The sequence below is a fragment of the Flavobacterium sp. Flavsp81 genome (genome assembly GCF_059491325.1).
Genome location: NZ_CP168505.1, coordinates 1,078,490 through 1,097,123, shown reverse-complemented (window position 1 = coordinate 1,097,123; position 18,634 = coordinate 1,078,490). Strand labels below are relative to the sequence as shown.

General features: G+C 32.4%; 17 protein-coding genes. 12 read left to right on the top strand and 5 right to left on the bottom strand.

Annotation, left to right across the window (positions count from 1 at the left end):
- Positions 1-23 precede the first annotated feature (23 nt).
- Both ACEN92_RS04545 and ACEN92_RS04540 read left to right on the top strand, forming a co-directional pair.
- Positions 24-2,612 (top strand): phosphoenolpyruvate carboxylase, encoded by a 2,589-nt coding sequence (locus ACEN92_RS04545; RefSeq protein ID WP_495641186.1) that lies wholly within the window; start codon positions 24-26, stop codon positions 2,610-2,612.
- 11 nt (positions 2,613-2,623) lie between these two features.
- The gene (locus ACEN92_RS04540) at positions 2,624-3,139 is read left to right on the top strand and encodes a DinB family protein (RefSeq protein ID WP_495641185.1); all 516 of its coding nucleotides are present in this window, start codon (positions 2,624-2,626) and stop codon (positions 3,137-3,139) included.
- Between the two features lie 4 nt (positions 3,140-3,143).
- Here the strand turns inward: ACEN92_RS04540 and ACEN92_RS04535 are convergent, their stop codons facing one another.
- From ACEN92_RS04535 to ACEN92_RS04520, 4 genes are all read right to left on the bottom strand, one after another.
- A complete protein-coding gene (locus tag ACEN92_RS04535) occupies positions 3,144-3,284 on the bottom strand; it encodes an SsrA-binding protein (protein WP_495641184.1) in 141 nt (46 codons plus the stop codon).
- A gap of 86 nt (positions 3,285-3,370) precedes the next feature.
- Positions 3,371-5,104 carry a M56 family metallopeptidase gene (locus ACEN92_RS04530; protein ID WP_495641183.1) on the bottom strand — a complete coding sequence of 578 codons (1,734 nt, stop codon included), beginning with the start codon at positions 5,102-5,104 and terminating at the stop codon, positions 3,371-3,373.
- 6 nt (positions 5,105-5,110) lie between these two features.
- Positions 5,111-5,479 (bottom strand): BlaI/MecI/CopY family transcriptional regulator, encoded by a 369-nt coding sequence (locus tag ACEN92_RS04525; protein ID WP_495641182.1) that lies wholly within the window; start codon positions 5,477-5,479, stop codon positions 5,111-5,113.
- 182 nt (positions 5,480-5,661) lie between these two features.
- On the bottom strand, positions 5,662-6,564 hold the full coding sequence (locus tag ACEN92_RS04520; protein ID WP_495641181.1) for a right-handed parallel beta-helix repeat-containing protein: 903 nt from the start codon (positions 6,562-6,564) through the stop codon (positions 5,662-5,664).
- A gap of 393 nt (positions 6,565-6,957) precedes the next feature.
- Between ACEN92_RS04520 and ACEN92_RS04515 the strand changes: the two genes are divergently transcribed.
- The 5 genes from ACEN92_RS04515 to ACEN92_RS04495 all read left to right on the top strand — a co-directional run bounded on the left by ACEN92_RS04515 (position 6,958) and on the right by ACEN92_RS04495 (position 10,589).
- The gene (locus ACEN92_RS04515; RefSeq protein ID WP_495641180.1) at positions 6,958-7,557 is read left to right on the top strand and encodes a DUF1684 domain-containing protein; all 600 of its coding nucleotides are present in this window, start codon (positions 6,958-6,960) and stop codon (positions 7,555-7,557) included.
- Entirely contained in the window at positions 7,557-8,201 is a 645-nt protein-coding gene (locus ACEN92_RS04510) for a TatD family hydrolase (protein WP_495641179.1), read from the top strand. The genes ACEN92_RS04515 and ACEN92_RS04510 overlap by 1 nt, the downstream gene beginning before the upstream one ends.
- Before the next feature lie 51 nt (positions 8,202-8,252).
- Positions 8,253-8,972: a tRNA threonylcarbamoyladenosine dehydratase gene (locus tag ACEN92_RS04505; protein WP_495641178.1), complete on the top strand. Its 720-nt coding sequence runs from the start codon at positions 8,253-8,255 to the stop codon at positions 8,970-8,972.
- Between the two features lie 41 nt (positions 8,973-9,013).
- Entirely contained in the window at positions 9,014-9,676 is a 663-nt protein-coding gene (locus ACEN92_RS04500; protein ID WP_495641177.1) for an HAD family hydrolase, read from the top strand.
- A 70-nt stretch (positions 9,677-9,746) separates the two neighbouring features.
- Entirely contained in the window at positions 9,747-10,589 is an 843-nt protein-coding gene (locus ACEN92_RS04495; RefSeq protein WP_495641176.1) for a DUF2911 domain-containing protein, read from the top strand.
- Positions 10,590-10,655: 66 nt separating this feature from the next.
- On the opposite strand, the gene ACEN92_RS04490 is transcribed toward ACEN92_RS04495, so the two are convergent.
- Positions 10,656-11,510, bottom strand: a complete 855-nt coding sequence (locus ACEN92_RS04490; RefSeq protein ID WP_495641175.1) for an aldose 1-epimerase family protein — start codon at positions 11,508-11,510, stop codon at positions 10,656-10,658.
- Positions 11,511-11,691: 181 nt separating this feature from the next.
- Here ACEN92_RS04490 and ACEN92_RS04485 point away from each other — a divergent pair, with 181 nt between their 5' ends.
- The 5 genes from ACEN92_RS04485 to ACEN92_RS04465 all read left to right on the top strand — a co-directional run bounded on the left by ACEN92_RS04485 (position 11,692) and on the right by ACEN92_RS04465 (position 18,521).
- Entirely contained in the window at positions 11,692-13,962 is a 2,271-nt protein-coding gene (locus ACEN92_RS04485; RefSeq protein WP_495641174.1) for a M1 family metallopeptidase, read from the top strand.
- A gap of 466 nt (positions 13,963-14,428) precedes the next feature.
- Entirely contained in the window at positions 14,429-15,070 is a 642-nt protein-coding gene (locus tag ACEN92_RS04480) for a GNAT family N-acetyltransferase (protein ID WP_495641173.1), read from the top strand.
- A gap of 64 nt (positions 15,071-15,134) precedes the next feature.
- A complete protein-coding gene (locus tag ACEN92_RS04475; RefSeq protein WP_495641172.1) occupies positions 15,135-16,328 on the top strand; it encodes an argininosuccinate synthase in 1,194 nt (397 codons plus the stop codon).
- The gene (gene argC / locus ACEN92_RS04470) at positions 16,321-17,298 is read left to right on the top strand and encodes an N-acetyl-gamma-glutamyl-phosphate reductase (protein WP_495641171.1); all 978 of its coding nucleotides are present in this window, start codon (positions 16,321-16,323) and stop codon (positions 17,296-17,298) included. The genes ACEN92_RS04475 and argC overlap by 8 nt, the downstream gene beginning before the upstream one ends.
- 86 nt (positions 17,299-17,384) lie before the next feature.
- Positions 17,385-18,521: an aspartate aminotransferase family protein gene (locus tag ACEN92_RS04465; protein WP_495641170.1), complete on the top strand. Its 1,137-nt coding sequence runs from the start codon at positions 17,385-17,387 to the stop codon at positions 18,519-18,521.
- The last annotated feature ends 113 nt before the right edge of the window (positions 18,522-18,634 follow it).

The following is an 18,634-nucleotide window of genomic DNA, read 5'->3' as shown; positions in this document are numbered from 1 at the left end:
AACCAATCAACTATAAAAGGATTATGTACACGTTACCTAAAATAGAGCGTTTTAATCAAGATGTTCTCTCTAAATACCACATTTATAATAGTGTTTTTATAACATTACCTTTTGATTCTATAGATAATACAGGGGTTTTGCTGCCTTTATTTACAGAAACTTGCGAAACCGGATTTAAAAAACAGGAAACACCAAAAGAAATTTTTGATTTTTTTTCAAGCAAATATTTAAATAATGCTTCGGAAACTGAAAAAATAGATTTGATGTTTAGGTTTATTCAATATATTGAACGTCAAATTGTATTGTTTGATGCAATTGAAGACGCTGCTTTTCCTGCAGTAAACAATATGGAAGGACGTGGTTCTTTACGTGATATTAAAGAAAAATCAGATGCAAAAGAAAAAGACGAGGAATTAATTGAATTTCTTGAAAATTTTAATGTCAGAACGGTTTTAACGGCACATCCTACGCAATTTTATCCTGGTCCGGTTCTTGGAATTATAAATGATTTGACAGAAGCGATTCGGTTAAATGATTTATTAAAAATTAAACAATTACTGGCGCAACTAGGTAAAACTCCTTTCATACAAAACGAAAAGCCAAATCCATATGATGAAGCAGTGAGTTTAATTTGGTATTTGGAAAATGTGTTTTATGAAACTTCGGGTGAAATTGTACATTATCTGCAAAAAAATATTCTTCAGGGGAAAGCTATTCAAAATCAATTAATAAAACTTGGTTTTTGGCCGGGAGGTGACCGTGACGGAAATCCGTTTGTTACAACAGAGATTACTTTAAAAGTTGCTGAACGTCTTCGTACTTCAATTTTAAAATGTTATTATGTTGAAATGAGGAATTTAAAAAGAAAGTTAACCTTCTCAGGTGTAGATACTTTGGTTGCTGAACTTGAATACAAGCTTTACCGTTCTGTGTTTTATTCCAAAGAAGGTGAAATTTATATTACTCTGGAAGAATTATTAGTGGAATTGAATAAAATCCGTAACATAATAATTGAAAAACACCAATCTTTATATTTACACGAATTAGAATCTTTATTAGTTAAAATTAATTTATTTGGATTTCATTTTGCTACTTTGGATATTCGTCAAAACAGTAAAATTCATGATGCCGTTTTTCATGATGTAGTAAATTATTATTTAAATTCAGATTCAAAAATATTCCCGGATAATTATTTTGACTTATCGGAAGAAGAAAAATTAGTTGTTTTATCAAAAGTAAAAGGTAATTTGAATCCGGCTGATTTTGATAATGAAATTACTAAATTGACTTTGGAATCAGTTCAGGCAATTAAAACGATTCAGGAAAATAACGGAGAATTTGGTGCTAACCGCTATATTATTAGTAACAATGAAAGCGCATTGAATGTAATGGAAACTTTTGCCATGATTCGTTTGAATGATTGGGAAAATCCAACAGTTGATATCATTCCTCTTTTTGAATCAGTTGATGATTTACAAAAAGCACATGAAATAATGGAGCAATTGTATACAAATCCGGAATACGCAGCGCATTTAACCGCGAGAGGGAATAAGCAAACTATTATGCTTGGTTTTTCAGATGGTACAAAAGATGGTGGTTACTTAATGGCAAACTGGAGTATTTATCAGGCTAAAATTCAACTTACCGAAATTTCAAGAAAATATGGAATAAAAGCTATTTTCTTTGACGGACGTGGTGGACCACCTGCACGTGGTGGTGGAAAAACCCATAAATTTTATGCGTCTTTAGGACCGAAAATCGAGAATAATGAAATTCAAATTACAGTACAGGGGCAAACTATCAGTTCTAATTTTGGAACTCTGGATTCCTGTCGTTACAATATCGAGAATTTATTAAGTGCCGGAGTAACAAATCAGGTTTTTAGCAAGGAGAAAAATGAATTGAGCCCGGAAGAAACCGCAATTTTGACTCAATTGGCAGGATTAGGATATGACAAATATTTAAGTTTTAAAAATCATCCTAAGTTTATACCTTATTTGGAGAAGATGAGTACATTGAAATACTATTCTAAAACAAATATTGGAAGCCGTCCGTCAAAAAGAAGCAAATCTGAGCAATTGGATTTTGCGGATTTAAGAGCAATTCCTTTTGTGGGTTCCTGGAGTCAGTTGAAACAAAATGTTCCTGGATTTTTTGGTGTTGGATCAGCTTTAAAATATTTTGAAGAAACCAATCAATGGGATAAAGTACATGATTTGTATCATAATTCTTTATTCTTTAAAACGCTTTTAGAAAACAGTATGATGTCACTGGCAAAATCATTTTTACCATTAACAGCTTATATGAGAAAGGATCCTGAATTTGGTGAATTTTGGCAAATTATCTACGATGAGTTTTTAGAAACAGAGCGTCTTCTGCTTAAAATAGCAGGTCACAAAACCCTAATGGAAAATTATCCTGATGGTAAAGCTTCAATTCAAATAAGAGAGCGTATAGTGTTGCCATTATTGACAATACAACAGTATGCTTTATTAAGAATTAATGAATTGAATAAAGAGAAAATCCATAATGAAGAGCTAATCAAAGTTTACGAAAAAGTGGTAACACGTTCTCTTTTTGGAAATACAAATGCAAGTAGAAATTCAGCCTAAAATATTAAATTATGAAAGCCAGCGAATTATCACCAAATGAATATTCAATTTTTAATGCTACTTATATTAAAGCCACGACCGATAAAACTTTAATAGAAGGTTTGGTTGAGGGTTTACCTCATTTGATAAATTTTGTAAATAAAATTCCGGTTGAAAAATTGGAATATCGTTATGCGGAAGGAAAATGGACTATAAAGGATATTATTCTGCACATGACTGATACAGAGCGAATTTTTGCATATCGGGCATTAAGAATCAGCAGAGGAGATAAAACACCTTTGCCGGGTTTTGAAGAAAACGATTATGTGCCTTTTGCATTTGCAAATAACCGCTCAGTTGAAAGTTTACTTTCGGAATATGAAAATGTCAGAAAGGCAACTATTAGTTTTTTTGAAAGTTTGAATGAAGAACAGCTTGTTTTTTTAGGTACGGCTTCAAATACTGCTATTTCGGTAAGGGCAATTGGATTTATTATTACCGGCCATCAAAATCACCATTTGAAAGTGATTGAAGAAAGATACTTGTAATAAATTATCCTAAAGCACGAGTAGTTACAAAATAACGATAGCCAATAATTGCCATCTGCCATTTTTTTGCTTTCGAAATATCCACTCCTTGTTTGGTGAAACTTGGTAAAAGGATTTTGTTTATTTTGGCTAAAATTTTATACATATCTCATATATTTTTTCAAAGATATAAAAAAAGACTTTGCAGTTAAGCAAAGTCTTTTTGTTTTATGATTCTAAATTGGGTTAAGATTATTTGCTTTCCTGCTCCATTTTCTTCATCTCTTTTGCATGTTGTTTCATGTCTTTTGCATGTTGCTTCATATCTTTTTCATGTTGTCTCATATCTTTTTCGTACTGCTCCATATTTTGTTTATACTGTTTTGAGTTTTCTCCATATTCCTGCTCTATATTTTGACTGTATTTCTCCATATCAGCATTAAACTTTTCCATTGCTAAATCATATTTTTCCATTTCTTTCTCAAAGATAGCCTCACGCTTAGACATAATTTCTTCTACTTGTTTTTCATAAGCTGACATATCGGGTTCAAAGGATTCCATTTTTTTCTCAAATTCGGTCATTTCTTTTTCGAATTTTTTCATAGCCGCTTTATCTTGTGGATTGGTTGGAGCTACAGGTGGTTTAGGCATTTTTGACATATCAATTGCTGGAGCTTGTGGCATTGGACCTGTGGGGAAAGTAGGCATTGTTGGAGGCGCAGGAGGTGTAGGAGGAGTTTCTTGATTTTCAGTCTCTCGAACTTCTACTGTATGATTTTTGATAATCATTGGTTTATCCATTTCTCCATCAGTAACTAAATTAATTTTTTTAGAGCCATTGTCTTCAGTTGTAATAATAATTCCACAGCTTTTAATAGCTTCGTTTCCTTCAATCTGGATAGTTTGAACTTCTTCTGTTCCTTTTTGAATATCAACTTTGATTGAAGTCAATTCGTTTTTTGAGTTTCTTTTGACATCTGAGATAATAACATCAACATCGTGATTTTGCTTCAATTTTTCACTCATTGTTTTTAATTCCTGATCGGTTGTTGTTTTTTTAATTTTGTAAACATCAACGGATGATATTTTTTCAGAAACTTCCTGAATTTCTTTTTTCTCCTGTGCTATAGTTTTAATTTGGAATACAAGCACAAATGCGACTAGTGCAGGAATTACTGCATAATATTTCCAATAATTCCTTTTTTTTGATTGATTTTTGTTTAACATGACAATTCGTTTTTTGATTAATGATTGATAAAAATGATTGGTAATGGCAACACAACTTTCATGTGTTGTTATTTTTAAAAGCGTGTATTGATACGCTTTTTTGTCTGATATTTTTTTTGAGGCTTCATTATCGGCAATGAATTCGAGGTTTTGCAGTATGGCTTTTTTGTACAGCCAAATAATTGGATTGAACCAGAATAAAACACAGAAAAACCTTGAAATTATTACATCAATCGTATGATTCTGATCGCTGTGTACCTTTTCATGCTCAATAATACTTTCTAATTCTGAGTCGGAATACATTGAGGAATTGTAAACGATGTAATCAAAATAAGAAAATGGAGCAATGTTTTCCTCTACATCAACAAATTTAAAATCAGCTTGTTGCTGTATTTTTTTGCCTTTCAAAACAGAGTTTAAACTATAAAAATCTATAGCGAATTTTATTATAAAGGCAAGAAATCCAATGCTGTAAATTGCAAGGAATACATAATTCCAATTAACCTCAAAAGATCCTTCTTGAATTGTTTGAGGAATATAAGCCTGGGAATAGTTTAGATTCTGAGTTGGAACTGGATCAATCCAAACAATTTTGGTATACACTAAAAATGGTAAAGCGACAGATGTAACCAAACCTGCCAATAAAAACCAGCGGTTACTGTTGAAGAATGTTTCTTTGCGTAACAAAAAATAATAAGCACAATAAAACAAAATTAACAGTCCGCTTGATTTTGCGATATAAATGAAAAGTGTTTCCATAAACGGTTATTTTTCTTCTTTTGGTGTTTCAATCATAGCCAGGATTTCACGTAATTCGGCTGCGGATATTTTTTCTTCTTTAGCAAAAAATGAAACCATATTTTTATAAGAACTGTTGAAATAATTATCAATTGCAGTTTTCATATATTTTTTGCTATATGCTTCCAAACTTATTATTGGATAATATTGATGTGTATTTCCAAAGGCATTGTGCGCGACAAATCCTTTTTCTTCCAAATTGCGAATAATTGTCGAAAGTGTATTGTAATGCGGTTGGTCTTCGGTAATTTCTGCCTGAACTTCTTTTACGAATGCTTTTTTAAGCTTCCATAAAATGTGCATGATTTCTTCTTCTTTGTTGGTTAACTTTTGCATGTGTTCTAATTTTAATTCAAACCTACAACTATTTTTTTAGTTACACAACTATAAAAATAGTTATTTAACTTTTTTTATAGTTTGGAATACGTTTTTGTAAAGGATATTTAAACTAAGGGCATAGTAATAAAAAAGGCTGCTCAGTAAGGCAGCCTTTAAAATATAATTAAATGGATTGTAAATTAGTATAAACGTGTAAATAAACCTTTCCCATTTCCGGAACCTCCACTGCCGGTAATAGTAATATGTCCAGTATTTCCGTTTCCGTCATAACCCCAGGCTAAATTATTTGTAGCCGTGTTATTGGTTACTGTATGAGGAACATTTTGACCGGCACTTCCTAATTTAAATCCATTGCCATCTCCATTAGATCCGAAGCCATTGTTGCTCGCTGTACAGCCTTTGATTGTTACTGTATATGGCTGACCATAAAGATCCCAACCATCATCAGAATTATGATTAGCAGTGCATTTGTCAAAAACGTTATTTTTTCCGGCTGATAATTTACAGGCAAAACCATCAGCATTTTCACCTGCATTTGCAGCATCATAGTTGTCATTTGATTTGCAAGAGGATACATAATTGTCATGCCCTCCATTATAAATTTGCAAACCTGAGTCTCCATTAGCAGAAGTAGTTACATTATAAACATAATTATAACCGCCGCCTTGAAAAACTATGCCGCAATCAGGTGCATTTTTAATTGTCATGTTAGTAATATTCCAGTAACTTCCGTTTACTTTTACTCCCCAGCTGCCTGATGGTTGACCTGAACAATTTAGAACACCTCCTGTTAGATTTATTTTCGAATTCGAAGTACCGCTTTTTGCAAGCTCTAAGGTTTGTGTCAGGTTTATTGTACCACTGATTGTAATGACATCTCCTGCAACTGCAGATGAAACAGCAGATCTTAATGCAGCTTCATTTGTAACTGTTGTACTTTTTGCCGTAATAGAGCTGTTGTCCGGTATAATTTCCTGATTATCAATTGCAGTTTCGTTGTCAGTTACTGGAGCTTCGCTGGTTTCACACGCTGTGAAAGAAATAATTGAACACAATACAAATAATTTAAATTTTGTTTTCATAATAATTAAAGGGTTTGATAATTTGGGTTAATAAATGTGGTTAATAAAGTTTTTTGTTATTTTAAATTACTCGATTCTAAAAATCAATAAAAAATAAAGTATTGATAATCAGCATGTAATCGATTACGCAAACTTATAAAAAAAATAATACAAAATTACATATTATTTAAAAAAAATCTATCAAAAATGATTATTACTAAATTATTTTGATTAAAAAATTGAATTAGTTCAATAATTTAACTAATAAATATTTTATTTTATAAGTGTGAATTTAGTTTGCCCTGAATAATTAAATCCTGATTGTTTTAATATGGAATAAGATTGTTTTAAATAGAAAGGATTGTATAGACAAATAATTAATTGTTTTTGGTTAATTTTGCTAAAATTTTAATAATGAAAAAAATCTTTATTCTTGCAGTGTTTTTAACTTTTAATTTCGGCTTTTGCCAAAAGAAGTTTGATCGAACAGATGCAGAAAAATTTCAGAAGAAGATTAATTCAGAATATGCTGATGCGAAGACAAGTCCGTTAATGGAGGCGGATTTAAAAACTTTTAAAACTTTAGACTTTTATCCATTAAACAGCAAATATTTTGTGAATGCTAAATTTGTTAAAGCGAAAGATGAAAAAGTTTTTGAAATGAAAACGTCTACAAACAGAAAACCTAAATATATAAAATATGGTACAGTTTTCTTTTCTATTGATGGTGTAGGTTTAAAACTAAATGTTTATCAGGATATTGAACTTTCAAAGTCTGATGAATATAAAGATTATTTGTTTTTACCTTTTTCAGATAAAACTTGTGGAAAAGAAAGCTACATAGGCGGAAGATATATTGATTTGAAAATTCCGCAGAGAAATACGATTCTAATTGATTTTAATAAAGCTTACAATCCGTATTGTGCCTATAATCATAAATATTCATGTCCAATTGTACCTTTGGAAAATGATTTGAATGTTGAAATTAAAGCCGGAGTAAAAACTTTTCATTAATGGAATTCTTTAATTTTCATACACATCAATATACAAATCAGCCTGATGTTTTAGAACTGGTTAATCAATATCCACGAGAATTTGATAATTCTATTCCGTTTTATTCTATCGGAATTCATCCTTGGTATATTGAAGAAGATCAAATTGATATTGATTTGAAAATTATTGAAGAGAAATTACAAACTCAAAACTGTCTGGCAATTGGAGAATGTGGTTTAGATAAAAGGATTGAGATTTCTTTAGAATTACAAATTTCAGTTTTTGAAAAGCAATTGGCTTTGGCTGAAAAATATAAAAAACCAGTTGTTATACATTGTGTAGCTGCTTTTCAGGAATTGATTGCTATTAAGAAAAAAATGAAAATTTCGGTTCCGATGGCGGTACACGGTTTTTCAAAAAATAAACAGCTGGCAGTTCAGCTTATTAAGGAAGGATTTTATATTTCGTTTGGAAAATATTTACTGAAAAATCCCGAATTAAAAACTGTTTTTCAGAATATTCCAAATGATTTTTTTTTCCTGGAAACTGATACAATTAACGAAAATATTCAAATGATATATGATTTAGCTTCAGAATATAAAAACATATCAATCAATGAATTAAAAGACATTATCTCAGGTAATTTTAAAAGTGTATTTAATTAATAAAGTCATCAAACTTTAAACAAAAAAACAAAATATAAATAACAAAAGAATATGGCAGAGTGGACAGAAAGAGCTGAGCTTTTATTTAAAAAAGAAGGATTAAATAATTTACAAAACTCTAATGTTTTGGTAGTAGGATTGGGTGGAGTAGGCTCCTTTGCAGCTGAGTTTTTAGCAAGGGCGGGAGTTGGAAAAATGACAATTGTTGATGGTGATGTAGTAGATATTACGAATATTAACAGACAATTACCGGCTCTGCATTCTACTGTCGGACAACCAAAAATTACTATTGTAGGTGATCGTCTGCAGGATATTAATCCGGAATTAAAGCTTACCAGAGTACAGGAATTTTTATCACCTGAGCGTGCTTTTGAGATTGTTTCGGAAGAGTTTGATTATGTCTTGGATTGTATTGATAGTGTAACTCCAAAATTAAATTTAATTATTGCTGCCAAGAGAAAAAGAGTTAAAATAATCAGCAGTATGGGAGCCGGGGGAAAAATGGAAGCCTCGAAAGTAAAAGTTGCCGATATTACTAATACAGTAAATTGTTTTTTTGCTAAAACGATTCGCAGACGCCTGAAAGAAGTGAAAATTGATAAACTAAAAGTGGTATTTTCTTCAGAAATTCAGGATGAATCAAGTCTTAAAATGACAGATGGTTCAAATTATAAAAAATCATTCTATGGAACCAATAGTTATATGCCGGGTTTATTTGGCTTATATGCAGCTGAAACAGTAATTCGTTATTTGATTAAAAAAAACAAGTAAAATCTAAATTTCATATAAGTTTAAAATACCACAATTATAAAATGATAAAAACAGTAATTTTTGACATGGACGGTGTAATTGTCGACACGGAACCTGTTCATCGCTATGCCTACTACAAACAATTTTCAGAATTAAATATTAATGTTACTGAAGAAATGTATACCTCATTTACAGGATTTTCGACCCGTAACACTTTTCAAACATTAAAAGGCTTTTTCCCAACAATAGAGCATGGTGTTGAAGATTTGATTCAAAGAAAAAGAAATATTTTTAATGATGCCTTTGATACCAAGGAAGATTTGTATTTACTGAAAGGTGTTGAAGATTTAATAAAGGATTTATATCATAGCAAAATTCAGTTAATTTTGGCTTCTTCGGCATCAAAAGTAACCATTGACCGCGTTTTTACCCGATTCAATTTACATCAGTATTTTTCAGCGATCGTTAGTGGTGAAGATTTTCCACAATCAAAACCTAATCCTGCAATTTTTGTACATGCGGCTTCTTTGTCGGTTGCTCCGAAAGAAAATTGTATTATAATTGAAGATAGTACCAATGGAGTAAAGGCTGCAAAAGCTGCAGGCATTTTTTGTGTCGGATATAATAGTGAAAACTCCGCAATGCAGGATTTATCAGAAGCTGATTTGATTATAAATCATTTCAATGAATTAAACGCTCAGAAAATATCACAACTATGCTCTTGAATTAAGTAAAATTTAACATTTTTGCCCTTTTTGAATTTGTAAATTTGGAAAAAACAAATAAACTATAATAATGAAAAAAATTCTTATTGCATTCGCTATTATTTTAGCACCATTTGCTACAGAAGCACAAATAAAAGTACCTCAGGCAAGTCCTAAAGGATATATCAAGCAAACTGTTGGTTTAACAGATGTTGAAGTTACCTATTCAAGACCTGGAGCCAGAGGCAGAGCCGTATTTGGAAATTTGGTTCCATTTGGAAAATTATGGAGAACAGGAGCCAACGAAAATACAATTATTAATTTTAGTGATGATGTTGTAATTGATGGAAAAACATTAAAAAAAGGAAAATATTCAATTTATACTATTCCAAAAATAGAAAGCTGGGAAGTGATTTTTTATCTTTCAACAGATAACTGGGGATTGCCGGAAAATTGGAATGAGGCTTATGTAGCTTTAAGAACAACTGTAAAAGAAGAAGCATTGCCGACTCCTGTTGAAACTTTTACAATCGGAATCAATGGTTTGGATCAGAATTTTGCTTATTTGGAAATGGCTTGGGAAAACTCTCACGTTGCATTGAAATTTGAAGTTCCTACTGCAAAAATTGCTACTGCTAGTATTCAAAAGACTTTGGCCGGACCAACATGGAATGACTATTATGCGGCATCTCAATATTTATTTCAATCAAATGGAAATATGATCAGTGCCAGAGATTATGTTGATAAAGCTTTGGAAATGAGTACAGAGAAACCTTATTATCTTACGAGATTAAAATCGTTGATTCAGGCAAAACAAGGTGATAAAGCCGGCGCTATAGAAACAGCTAAAATTTCTTTGGCTGCTGCTGAAGCGGCTAACAATCAGGATTATGTAAAAATGAACAAGGATAGTATTTCAGAATGGAGTAGATAGTATGTAATTTGTTATAAAAATTAAACCCATTTTGAAATATGTATCAAAATGGGTTTTTTATTGTTTTTAATTAAAGATTTCAATATCAAATGAAGTGTTGAAAGTTTGATTTGCTTCCAAAACTATTATTCCTTCTTTTTTAAACAAATCCCCCGATTTTTCCAGCGTATCAGAATAACCAAACCAAGGTTCAATACAAATAAAAGAAGCATTTTCTTTGGTCCAGATTCCTAAATTGGGAAAATCTTCAAAATCAACTTTAATATATGGTTTTGAATTTTCAAGAATGGTTAATGAATTTGATTCTAGGGTTTTAAAAACCAAGGCATCGTTTTCAAATAACTTGTAATTTAAAGAAACTGCATTATTTGAAGTTTCTAAAATTTCAGTTGTATTAGAAATTAGACCATTTTCAAGAAGTGAATACTCGAGTTTTTCTTCTTTTTCAAATTGAATACTGTAATTTGAAAATTCTTTAGGTAAAGCAAAGGCCGGATGTGCACCAATAGAAAAGGGAATTTGAATATCTCCTTTATTGATTACTTTGTAAGCCACATTCAATTTGTTTTCCTGAAGTTCGTAAATAATCTGCAATTCAAACTTAAAAGGATACTTCTGAAGCGTTTCTTCATTGTAAGATAAAGAAAAAGTAGCCGAAGATTCTGTTTTTTTGATCAATTGAAATTCCATATCGCGAGCAAAACCATGTCTTGGCAAATGATACTCTTTTTCATTAAATATATAAGTGTCATTTTTTAAACTGCCTACAATTGGAAAAAGTATAGGGGAATGTTTTGGCCAGAAGTCCGGGTTTCCGTTCCATATATATTCTTTTTTTTGATTGTCAATTAACGAAAATAGTTCAGCTCCGGCGTGTTTTATGGAAGCCGTTAATATTTTATTAGAAATAGATGTATTCAAAATAGTAAATGATTTTAAGTTGATTTATTAATGTAAATATATTTTTTAAATTTTAGTTTTCAGTTTAGAAAATGCTAAATTATTATTTTGGTAAAATTTTACTAAAATTGAATTATAGCTTTTGTTTTTCTCTGTAAATAGCTTTTTTTTTCATTAATTTGTTACACAAATAGGTATAAATATGAAAACAAATTTTCCAAAAGCCTTATTAGGTATGGCTTTATTTATTGGAATTTCTTCTGTTTGGGCACAACAAACCCCAGCTACAACAGCAACAAATTCAGTTAATAATTATGATTATCATGATGCATTTGCACCACATTTTTACACAAAGAACGGTACTTCGACCCGTTCAGCGAGTGGTCAGCCGGGTGCTGAATATTGGCAAAACAGAGCCGATTATCAAATAACTGCAAGATTAAACGCTCCCACAAATGAGATTATTGGTACTGATGAGATTACGTATACCAATAATAGCCCGGATAAAATGTCTTTTGTGTGGCTGAATCTAGATCAGAATTTATTCAAAAATGATTCAAGAGGAAATGCTATTGTGCCTTTGACCGGAAGTCGTAACGGTGCGCAGGGGCAGATTTTTGATGGTGGAAATAAAATAAAATCCGTAAAAGTAATTTCCAGTGGGAAGAAAAAAACAGAAGTTGTAGCAAAATATATTGTTACAGATACCAGAATGCAAATTTTTCTTCCAGAGGAATTGACTTCAAAAGGAGGTTCTGTAAAAATTAAAATTGAGTTCTCGTTTATTGCACCTTTTGAGGGATCGGACAGAATGGGGGTTTTAGAAACCAAAAACGGTAAAATATTCACGATTGCACAATGGTATCCGCGTATGTGTGTGTATGACGATGTAAGAGGCTGGAATACTGCGCCATATTTAGGTGCATCTGAGTTTTATTTGGAATATGGTAATTTTGATGTAAAAATTACGGCACCTGCAAATCATTATGTTGTAGGTTCAGGAGAATTGTTAAATGGGGCAGAGGTATTGCCTGCGGAGCAATTTAAACGTTATAAAGAAGCTGGACAAAGTGATAAAACAATTATGATTCGTTCAGCAGAAGAAGTAGCTGCAACGGCTAATTTAAATGCTGCAGCCGAAAAAACATGGCACTATCAAATCAAAAATGCACGTGATTTTTCATGGGCTTCTTCTCCGGCTTTTATTTTAGACGGAGCAAAAATAAACTTGCCAAGTGGTAAAAAAGCATTGGCTTTATCAGCTTATCCGGTAGAAAGCGCCGGTAATGATGCTTATGGGCGTTCAACTGAATATGTAAAATCCTCTATTGAAAATTACTCTAAAAGATGGTTCGAATATCCTTATCCCGCAGCTACAAACGTTGCCGGAAATGAAGGAGGAATGGAATACCCGGGCATTGTTTTTTGTGGATGGAAGTCTAAAGGAGAGGATTTATGGGGTGTAACAGATCACGAATTTGGGCATATTTGGTTCCCGATGATTGTAGGTTCAAATGAGCGTTTATTTGCCTGGATGGATGAAGGTTTTAATACTTTTATCAATTCTCTAAGTTCAATTGATTTTAATAAAGGAGAATATAAGCAAAAACCTGCTGATTTGCATGAAGATTGGGAATATTATACAAGCCCGAAATTAGAGACTATTATGAGTTCTCCTGATAATATGAAGGAAGCTAATATTGGTGTTTTGTGTTATTCAAAACCAAGTGCAGGATTGACAATTTTAAGAGAACAGGTTTTAGGAGAAGAACGATTTGATAAAGCATTACGCACTTATGTTGAACGTTGGTCTTATAAACACCCGACTCCTGATGATTTTTTCAGAACTATCGAAAATGTTGCCGGAGAAGATTTAAGCTGGTTCTGGAGAAGTTGGTTTGTAAATAACTGGCGTTTTGATCAGGGAATTAATTCTATTAAATATGTAAAAAATGATCCTGCCAAAGGTGTCGTGATTACAGTAGAAAACTTCGATAAAATGCCAATGCCGGTTATTTTGGATGTAAAAACGAAAAGTGGAAAGATAACAAGAGTTAAATTACCTGTTGAAATTTGGCAGCGTAATAAAGATTGGTCGTTCAAACATAATTCAACAGAAGAAATCGAAAGCATAACACTTGATCCTGACCATGCTTTTCCTGATTATAATGAAAACAATAATGTTTGGACTGCAGGAAAAAGTAAAGTGGAAAAAGACATTATTTTAGATAGTTATGTAGGAAGTTATTCAACTGCAAACTCCCCTTTAAAAATTGATTTTACAGAAAAAAACAGCACTCTTTCAGTTGAAATTACAAATTACCCTAAGTTTTCTGTTGAGCCTGTGGCTGACGAAAAAGATACTTTTCAATCCAACAGAGCAGGATTGAAATTTAAGTTTAATGATGCTAAGACTGGATTTGACATGATTATTTTAGGTAATGGACAAAAAATCCCGTTCACTAAAAACTAAATAAAAATTTATAAATAATTCAGCCCGATAGGTTTAATAAATCTATCGGGCTTTCTTTTGCTTTAAAAATAACATTTAACCAAAAAAATGTTAGAATTCTAAAAAATTAATTTGTAAACAAAAAAATAGTGTACTTTTGCACCAATGAATAAAATAAGTTTACATATAATTTCTATTACACGGACAAACCTGCCGATTACTTCTCCCGAAGTACGGATGCTATCTATATAGTATTCACAGAGTTTTTCGTCGCATATTTATTTATATTCATTTTCATTTTGAAATCATCCAAATTGTCCATAGGGCATACATATCCTAAAAGCATTTATTATTTAAACTTCACTCACAATCATTTTGTTGATTTAGGGTTGATAGTCGATATACTATTTGATTTTACCGGATTATTTTTTGGATTTCAGAAAAAGCAATCAGTTTTTATTTTTAACACTAAACTTCAACTATTGAAATGAAAATCTCTATTGTTGTTACTCAAGAAGAACATTTTAAGTATGCGCAGGAAATTTGCGATACGATAGAATCATCGGCTTTGCTGAGAGGTACGGGGATTGCTAAAAGAACTCCTGAGTATATTCAGAAAAAAATGTCGAACGGTGATGCGATGATTGCTCTGGCAGACGGAAAATTTGCAGGTTTTTGTTATATCGAAAGTTGGCAGCACGGCCAATTTGTGGCACATTCGGGTTTAATTGTGCATCCTGATTATAGAAATCATGGTTTAGCCAAAAAGATAAAATCAAAAGTTTTTGACTATTCTTTGCAAAAATATCCGGACGCTAAAATATTTGGGATTACCACTGGTCTGGCAGTAATGAAAATTAATTCTGACCTGGGATACAAACCTGTACCTTTTTCAGAACTTACAACCGATCCTAGTTTTTGGTCAGGCTGTAAAACCTGTACCAATTATGAAATTCTAAAAAGCAAAGAAAACAAAATGTGTCTTTGTACCGGAATGTTGTATGATCCAAAAGAAAAACAAAAAGATCCGCCAAGACATCCTTTTAATGAAGCTGTTTTGAAAAGATTGAAAAAAATTAAACAAGCTTTATTCTTAGGCAAAATTCTTTCTTTTGGCTTTTTATCCTAAGAATGAATAGATAAATGAATCTCAAACTTGCTAAATACGAAAGTATTGGCCTAAATTATAAAAAATGAAAAAAGTTGTATTAGCTTATAGTGGAGGATTAGATACCTCGTATTGTTTGAAATATTTAAAAAATGAAAAAGGATACGAAGTTCACACCGTACTGGTAGATACAGGAGGATTTGATGCAGAAGAATTATCTGCTATCGAAAAAAGAGCTTACGAATTAGGGAGCGCACAACACGCCAACCTTACAATCGTAGATAAATATTATGATAAAGCAATAAAATATTTGATTTTCGGGAATGTATTAAAAAACAATACGTATCCGTTATCAGTAAGTGCAGAGCGTGTTTTTCAGGCAATTGAAGCCATTAAATATGCTAAAAAAGTAGGAGCAAGTGCCATCGCACACGGAAGTACTGGCGCAGGAAATGACCAAATCCGTTTTGATTTGATTTTTCAAACAATCGCTCCGGAAATCGAAATTATCACTCCAATTAGAGATTTAAAACTTTCAAGACAAGAAGAGGTTGATTATTTAGCACAAAATGGTGTTCACTATTCTTGGGAAAAAGCACAATATTCTATCAATAAAGGACTTTGGGGAACGAGCGTTGGAGGAAAAGAAACTTTAACTTCAAGCCAGCCTTTGCCAAGTGAAGCTTATCCTTCGCAATTGCAAAAAGAAGGAGAAGAAAAAGTGACTTTACATTTTGAACAAGGAGAATTGGTTGCTTTAAATGGCAAAAAAGATGCTCCTGAAAAAAATATTGTAAAACTTGAAAAACTGGCAAACGCTTACGCAATTGGCAGAGATATTCATGTAGGTGATACCATTATCGGAATTAAAGGAAGAGTTGGTTTTGAAGCTGCTGCGCCATTAATTATTATCAAAGCACACCATTTACTAGAGAAGCATACACTTGGTAAGTGGCAACAATATTGGAAAGAGCAATTAGGAAACTGGTACGGAATGTTATTTCACGAAGGCCAGTTTTTAGATCCTGTTATGCGTAACATAGAAACCTTTTTGCAGGACACGCAAAAAACGGTAAATGGAACTGTAACCGTTTCATTAAAACCATATCATTTTTCGCTTGACGGAATCGAATCTAAAAATGATTTAATGAACACAGGTTTTGGTCAATATGGAGAAATGAACAATGCCTGGACGTCTGACGATGCAAAAGGATTTATTAAGATTTTAGGAAATGCTCAAAACATATTTTCATCTGTAAATCATTTAAATCATGATTAATATCGGAATAATTGGTGGTTCGGGCTACACGGCCGGAGAACTTATCAGAATATTAATGTATCATCCCAATGTAAACATCGATTTTGTTTACAGTACGACAAATTCGGGTAAACCACTTTCTGTGGCGCACCACGATTTGATGGGTGATATTGAAATGAATTTTACTGATACCGTCAACCCCAATGTAAATGTTGTTTTCTTGTGTTTGGGACATGGAAAATCAATTTCATTTTTGCAGGAAAATCAATTTGCAAGTCACACTAAAATTATCGATTTAGGAAATGATTTCAGATTAAATGCAGCTGCTCATTTTGAAGGAAAAGATTTTATTTACGGTTTACCGGAATTGAATAAATCTGAAATTAAAAAAGCAAATTATATTGCAAATCCGGGTTGTTTTGCTACAGCAATTCAGTTGGCTTTATTGCCTTTGGCGAAAAACAGTTTGCTGAATAATGATGTTCATATTAATGCGACAACAGGAAGTACCGGAGCAGGAGTTGGGCTTTCAGAAACGTCTCATTTCAGTTGGAGAAACAATAATATGTCTCATTACAAAGCTTTTGAACATCAGCATTTGGGAGAAATCTCAGAAAGTCTGGTTCAATTGCAGGATGATTTTGAAAGTGAATTGCTTTTTATTCCGAATAGAGGAGATTTTCCAAGAGGAATTTTCGCAACCCTATATACACTTTCTGATGATAGTTTGGAGCAATTGGTTGCTAAATACGAAGATTTCTATAAAGATGAACCATTTGTAACGGTGACAACGACAAACATCAATATGAAACAAGTAGTTCAAACGAACAAATGTATCATCAGTTTAATGAAAAAAGGAAACCGGGTTTTAATAACATCAATAATTGACAACTTAACCAAAGGTGCTTCAGGACAAGCAATTCAAAACATGAATTTAATGTTTGGATTGGAAGAAACCACCGGTTTACATTTGAAACCAAGCGGATTTTAGGAAAAAAGTTAAAGGTTAATAGTTATATGTAAACGCCTACATCTTAACTCTTAACCTCTAACAAATAACATTTAACTTTATAGAAAATGAATTTATTTAACGTATACCCACTTTACGACATAACTCCTGTAAAAGCGCTAGACTGCACAATTACAGATAATAACGGAGTGGAATATTTAGACTTATATAGCGGACATGGTGTAATTTCGATTGGCCATACGCAACCTGATTATGTTGAAAAACTAAAGAATCAATTGGATCATTTAGGATTTTATTCGAACGCTATTCAGAATCCTTTGCAGGTAGAATTGGCTCAGAAATTAGGAAAACTTTCAGGATTAGAAGATTACGAATTGTTTTTATGCAGTTCCGGGGCTGAAGCAAATGAAAATGCTTTGAAATTAGCTTCTTTTCATAACGGAAAATCAAGAGTTGTTGCTTTTCATAATTCTTTCCACGGAAGAACTTCTGCTGCAGTTGCGGTTACAGATAACAAAAAAATTGTAGCACCGATTAACGCACAGCAAGCAGTAACTTTTTTACCTCTTAACCAAATCGAATTGGTTGAAACAGAACTTGCAAAAGGAGATGTTTCTGCTGTAATCATTGAAGGAATTCAGGGAGTAGGAGGTTTGGACCAGGGAACAACAGAATTTTTCCAGGCTTTGGAAAAAGTGTGTAAAAAACATGATGTAGTTTTGATTTTGGATGAAGTACAATCCGGGTACGGAAGAAGCGGGAAGTTTTTTGCTTTCCAACATCACGGAATCAACGCTGATATCATTTCTGTTGCGAAAGGAATGGGGAACGGTTTTCCGGTTGGAGCGATTTTGATTTCCCCAAAATTTGAAGCAAGTTTCGGATTATTAGGAACTACTTTCGGCGGAAGCCATTTATCATGTGCAGCAGGAATTGCGGTTTTGGACGTAATAGAAAAGCTTGATTTACAAAAGAATGTTAATGAAATTTATGTCTATTTCTTAGAAAAAATCAAAGAAGTTGAAGGAATCAAACAAGTAAAAGGAAAAGGATTAATGCTCGGAATTGAATTTGATTTTGACGTAAGTGCCTTGAGAAAGAAACTAATCATTGAGAAACACATTTTTACGGGAAGCGCGAACAATAAAAATCTATTGAGAATTTTACCTCCGCTTACTGTGAAAAAATCAGATATTGATGCGTTTATTGTGGCTTTACAAGAGTCGCTGGCTGAATTAAAATAATATTTTGATTGCGTGAGGGATAGCAGTGGAGCTCTTTTTATAATTAGCGATTTTTCGCGAATTATAAAAAAGCGGGAACGAATAGCCCGACCTGATAGGGACACGCCCAAAAA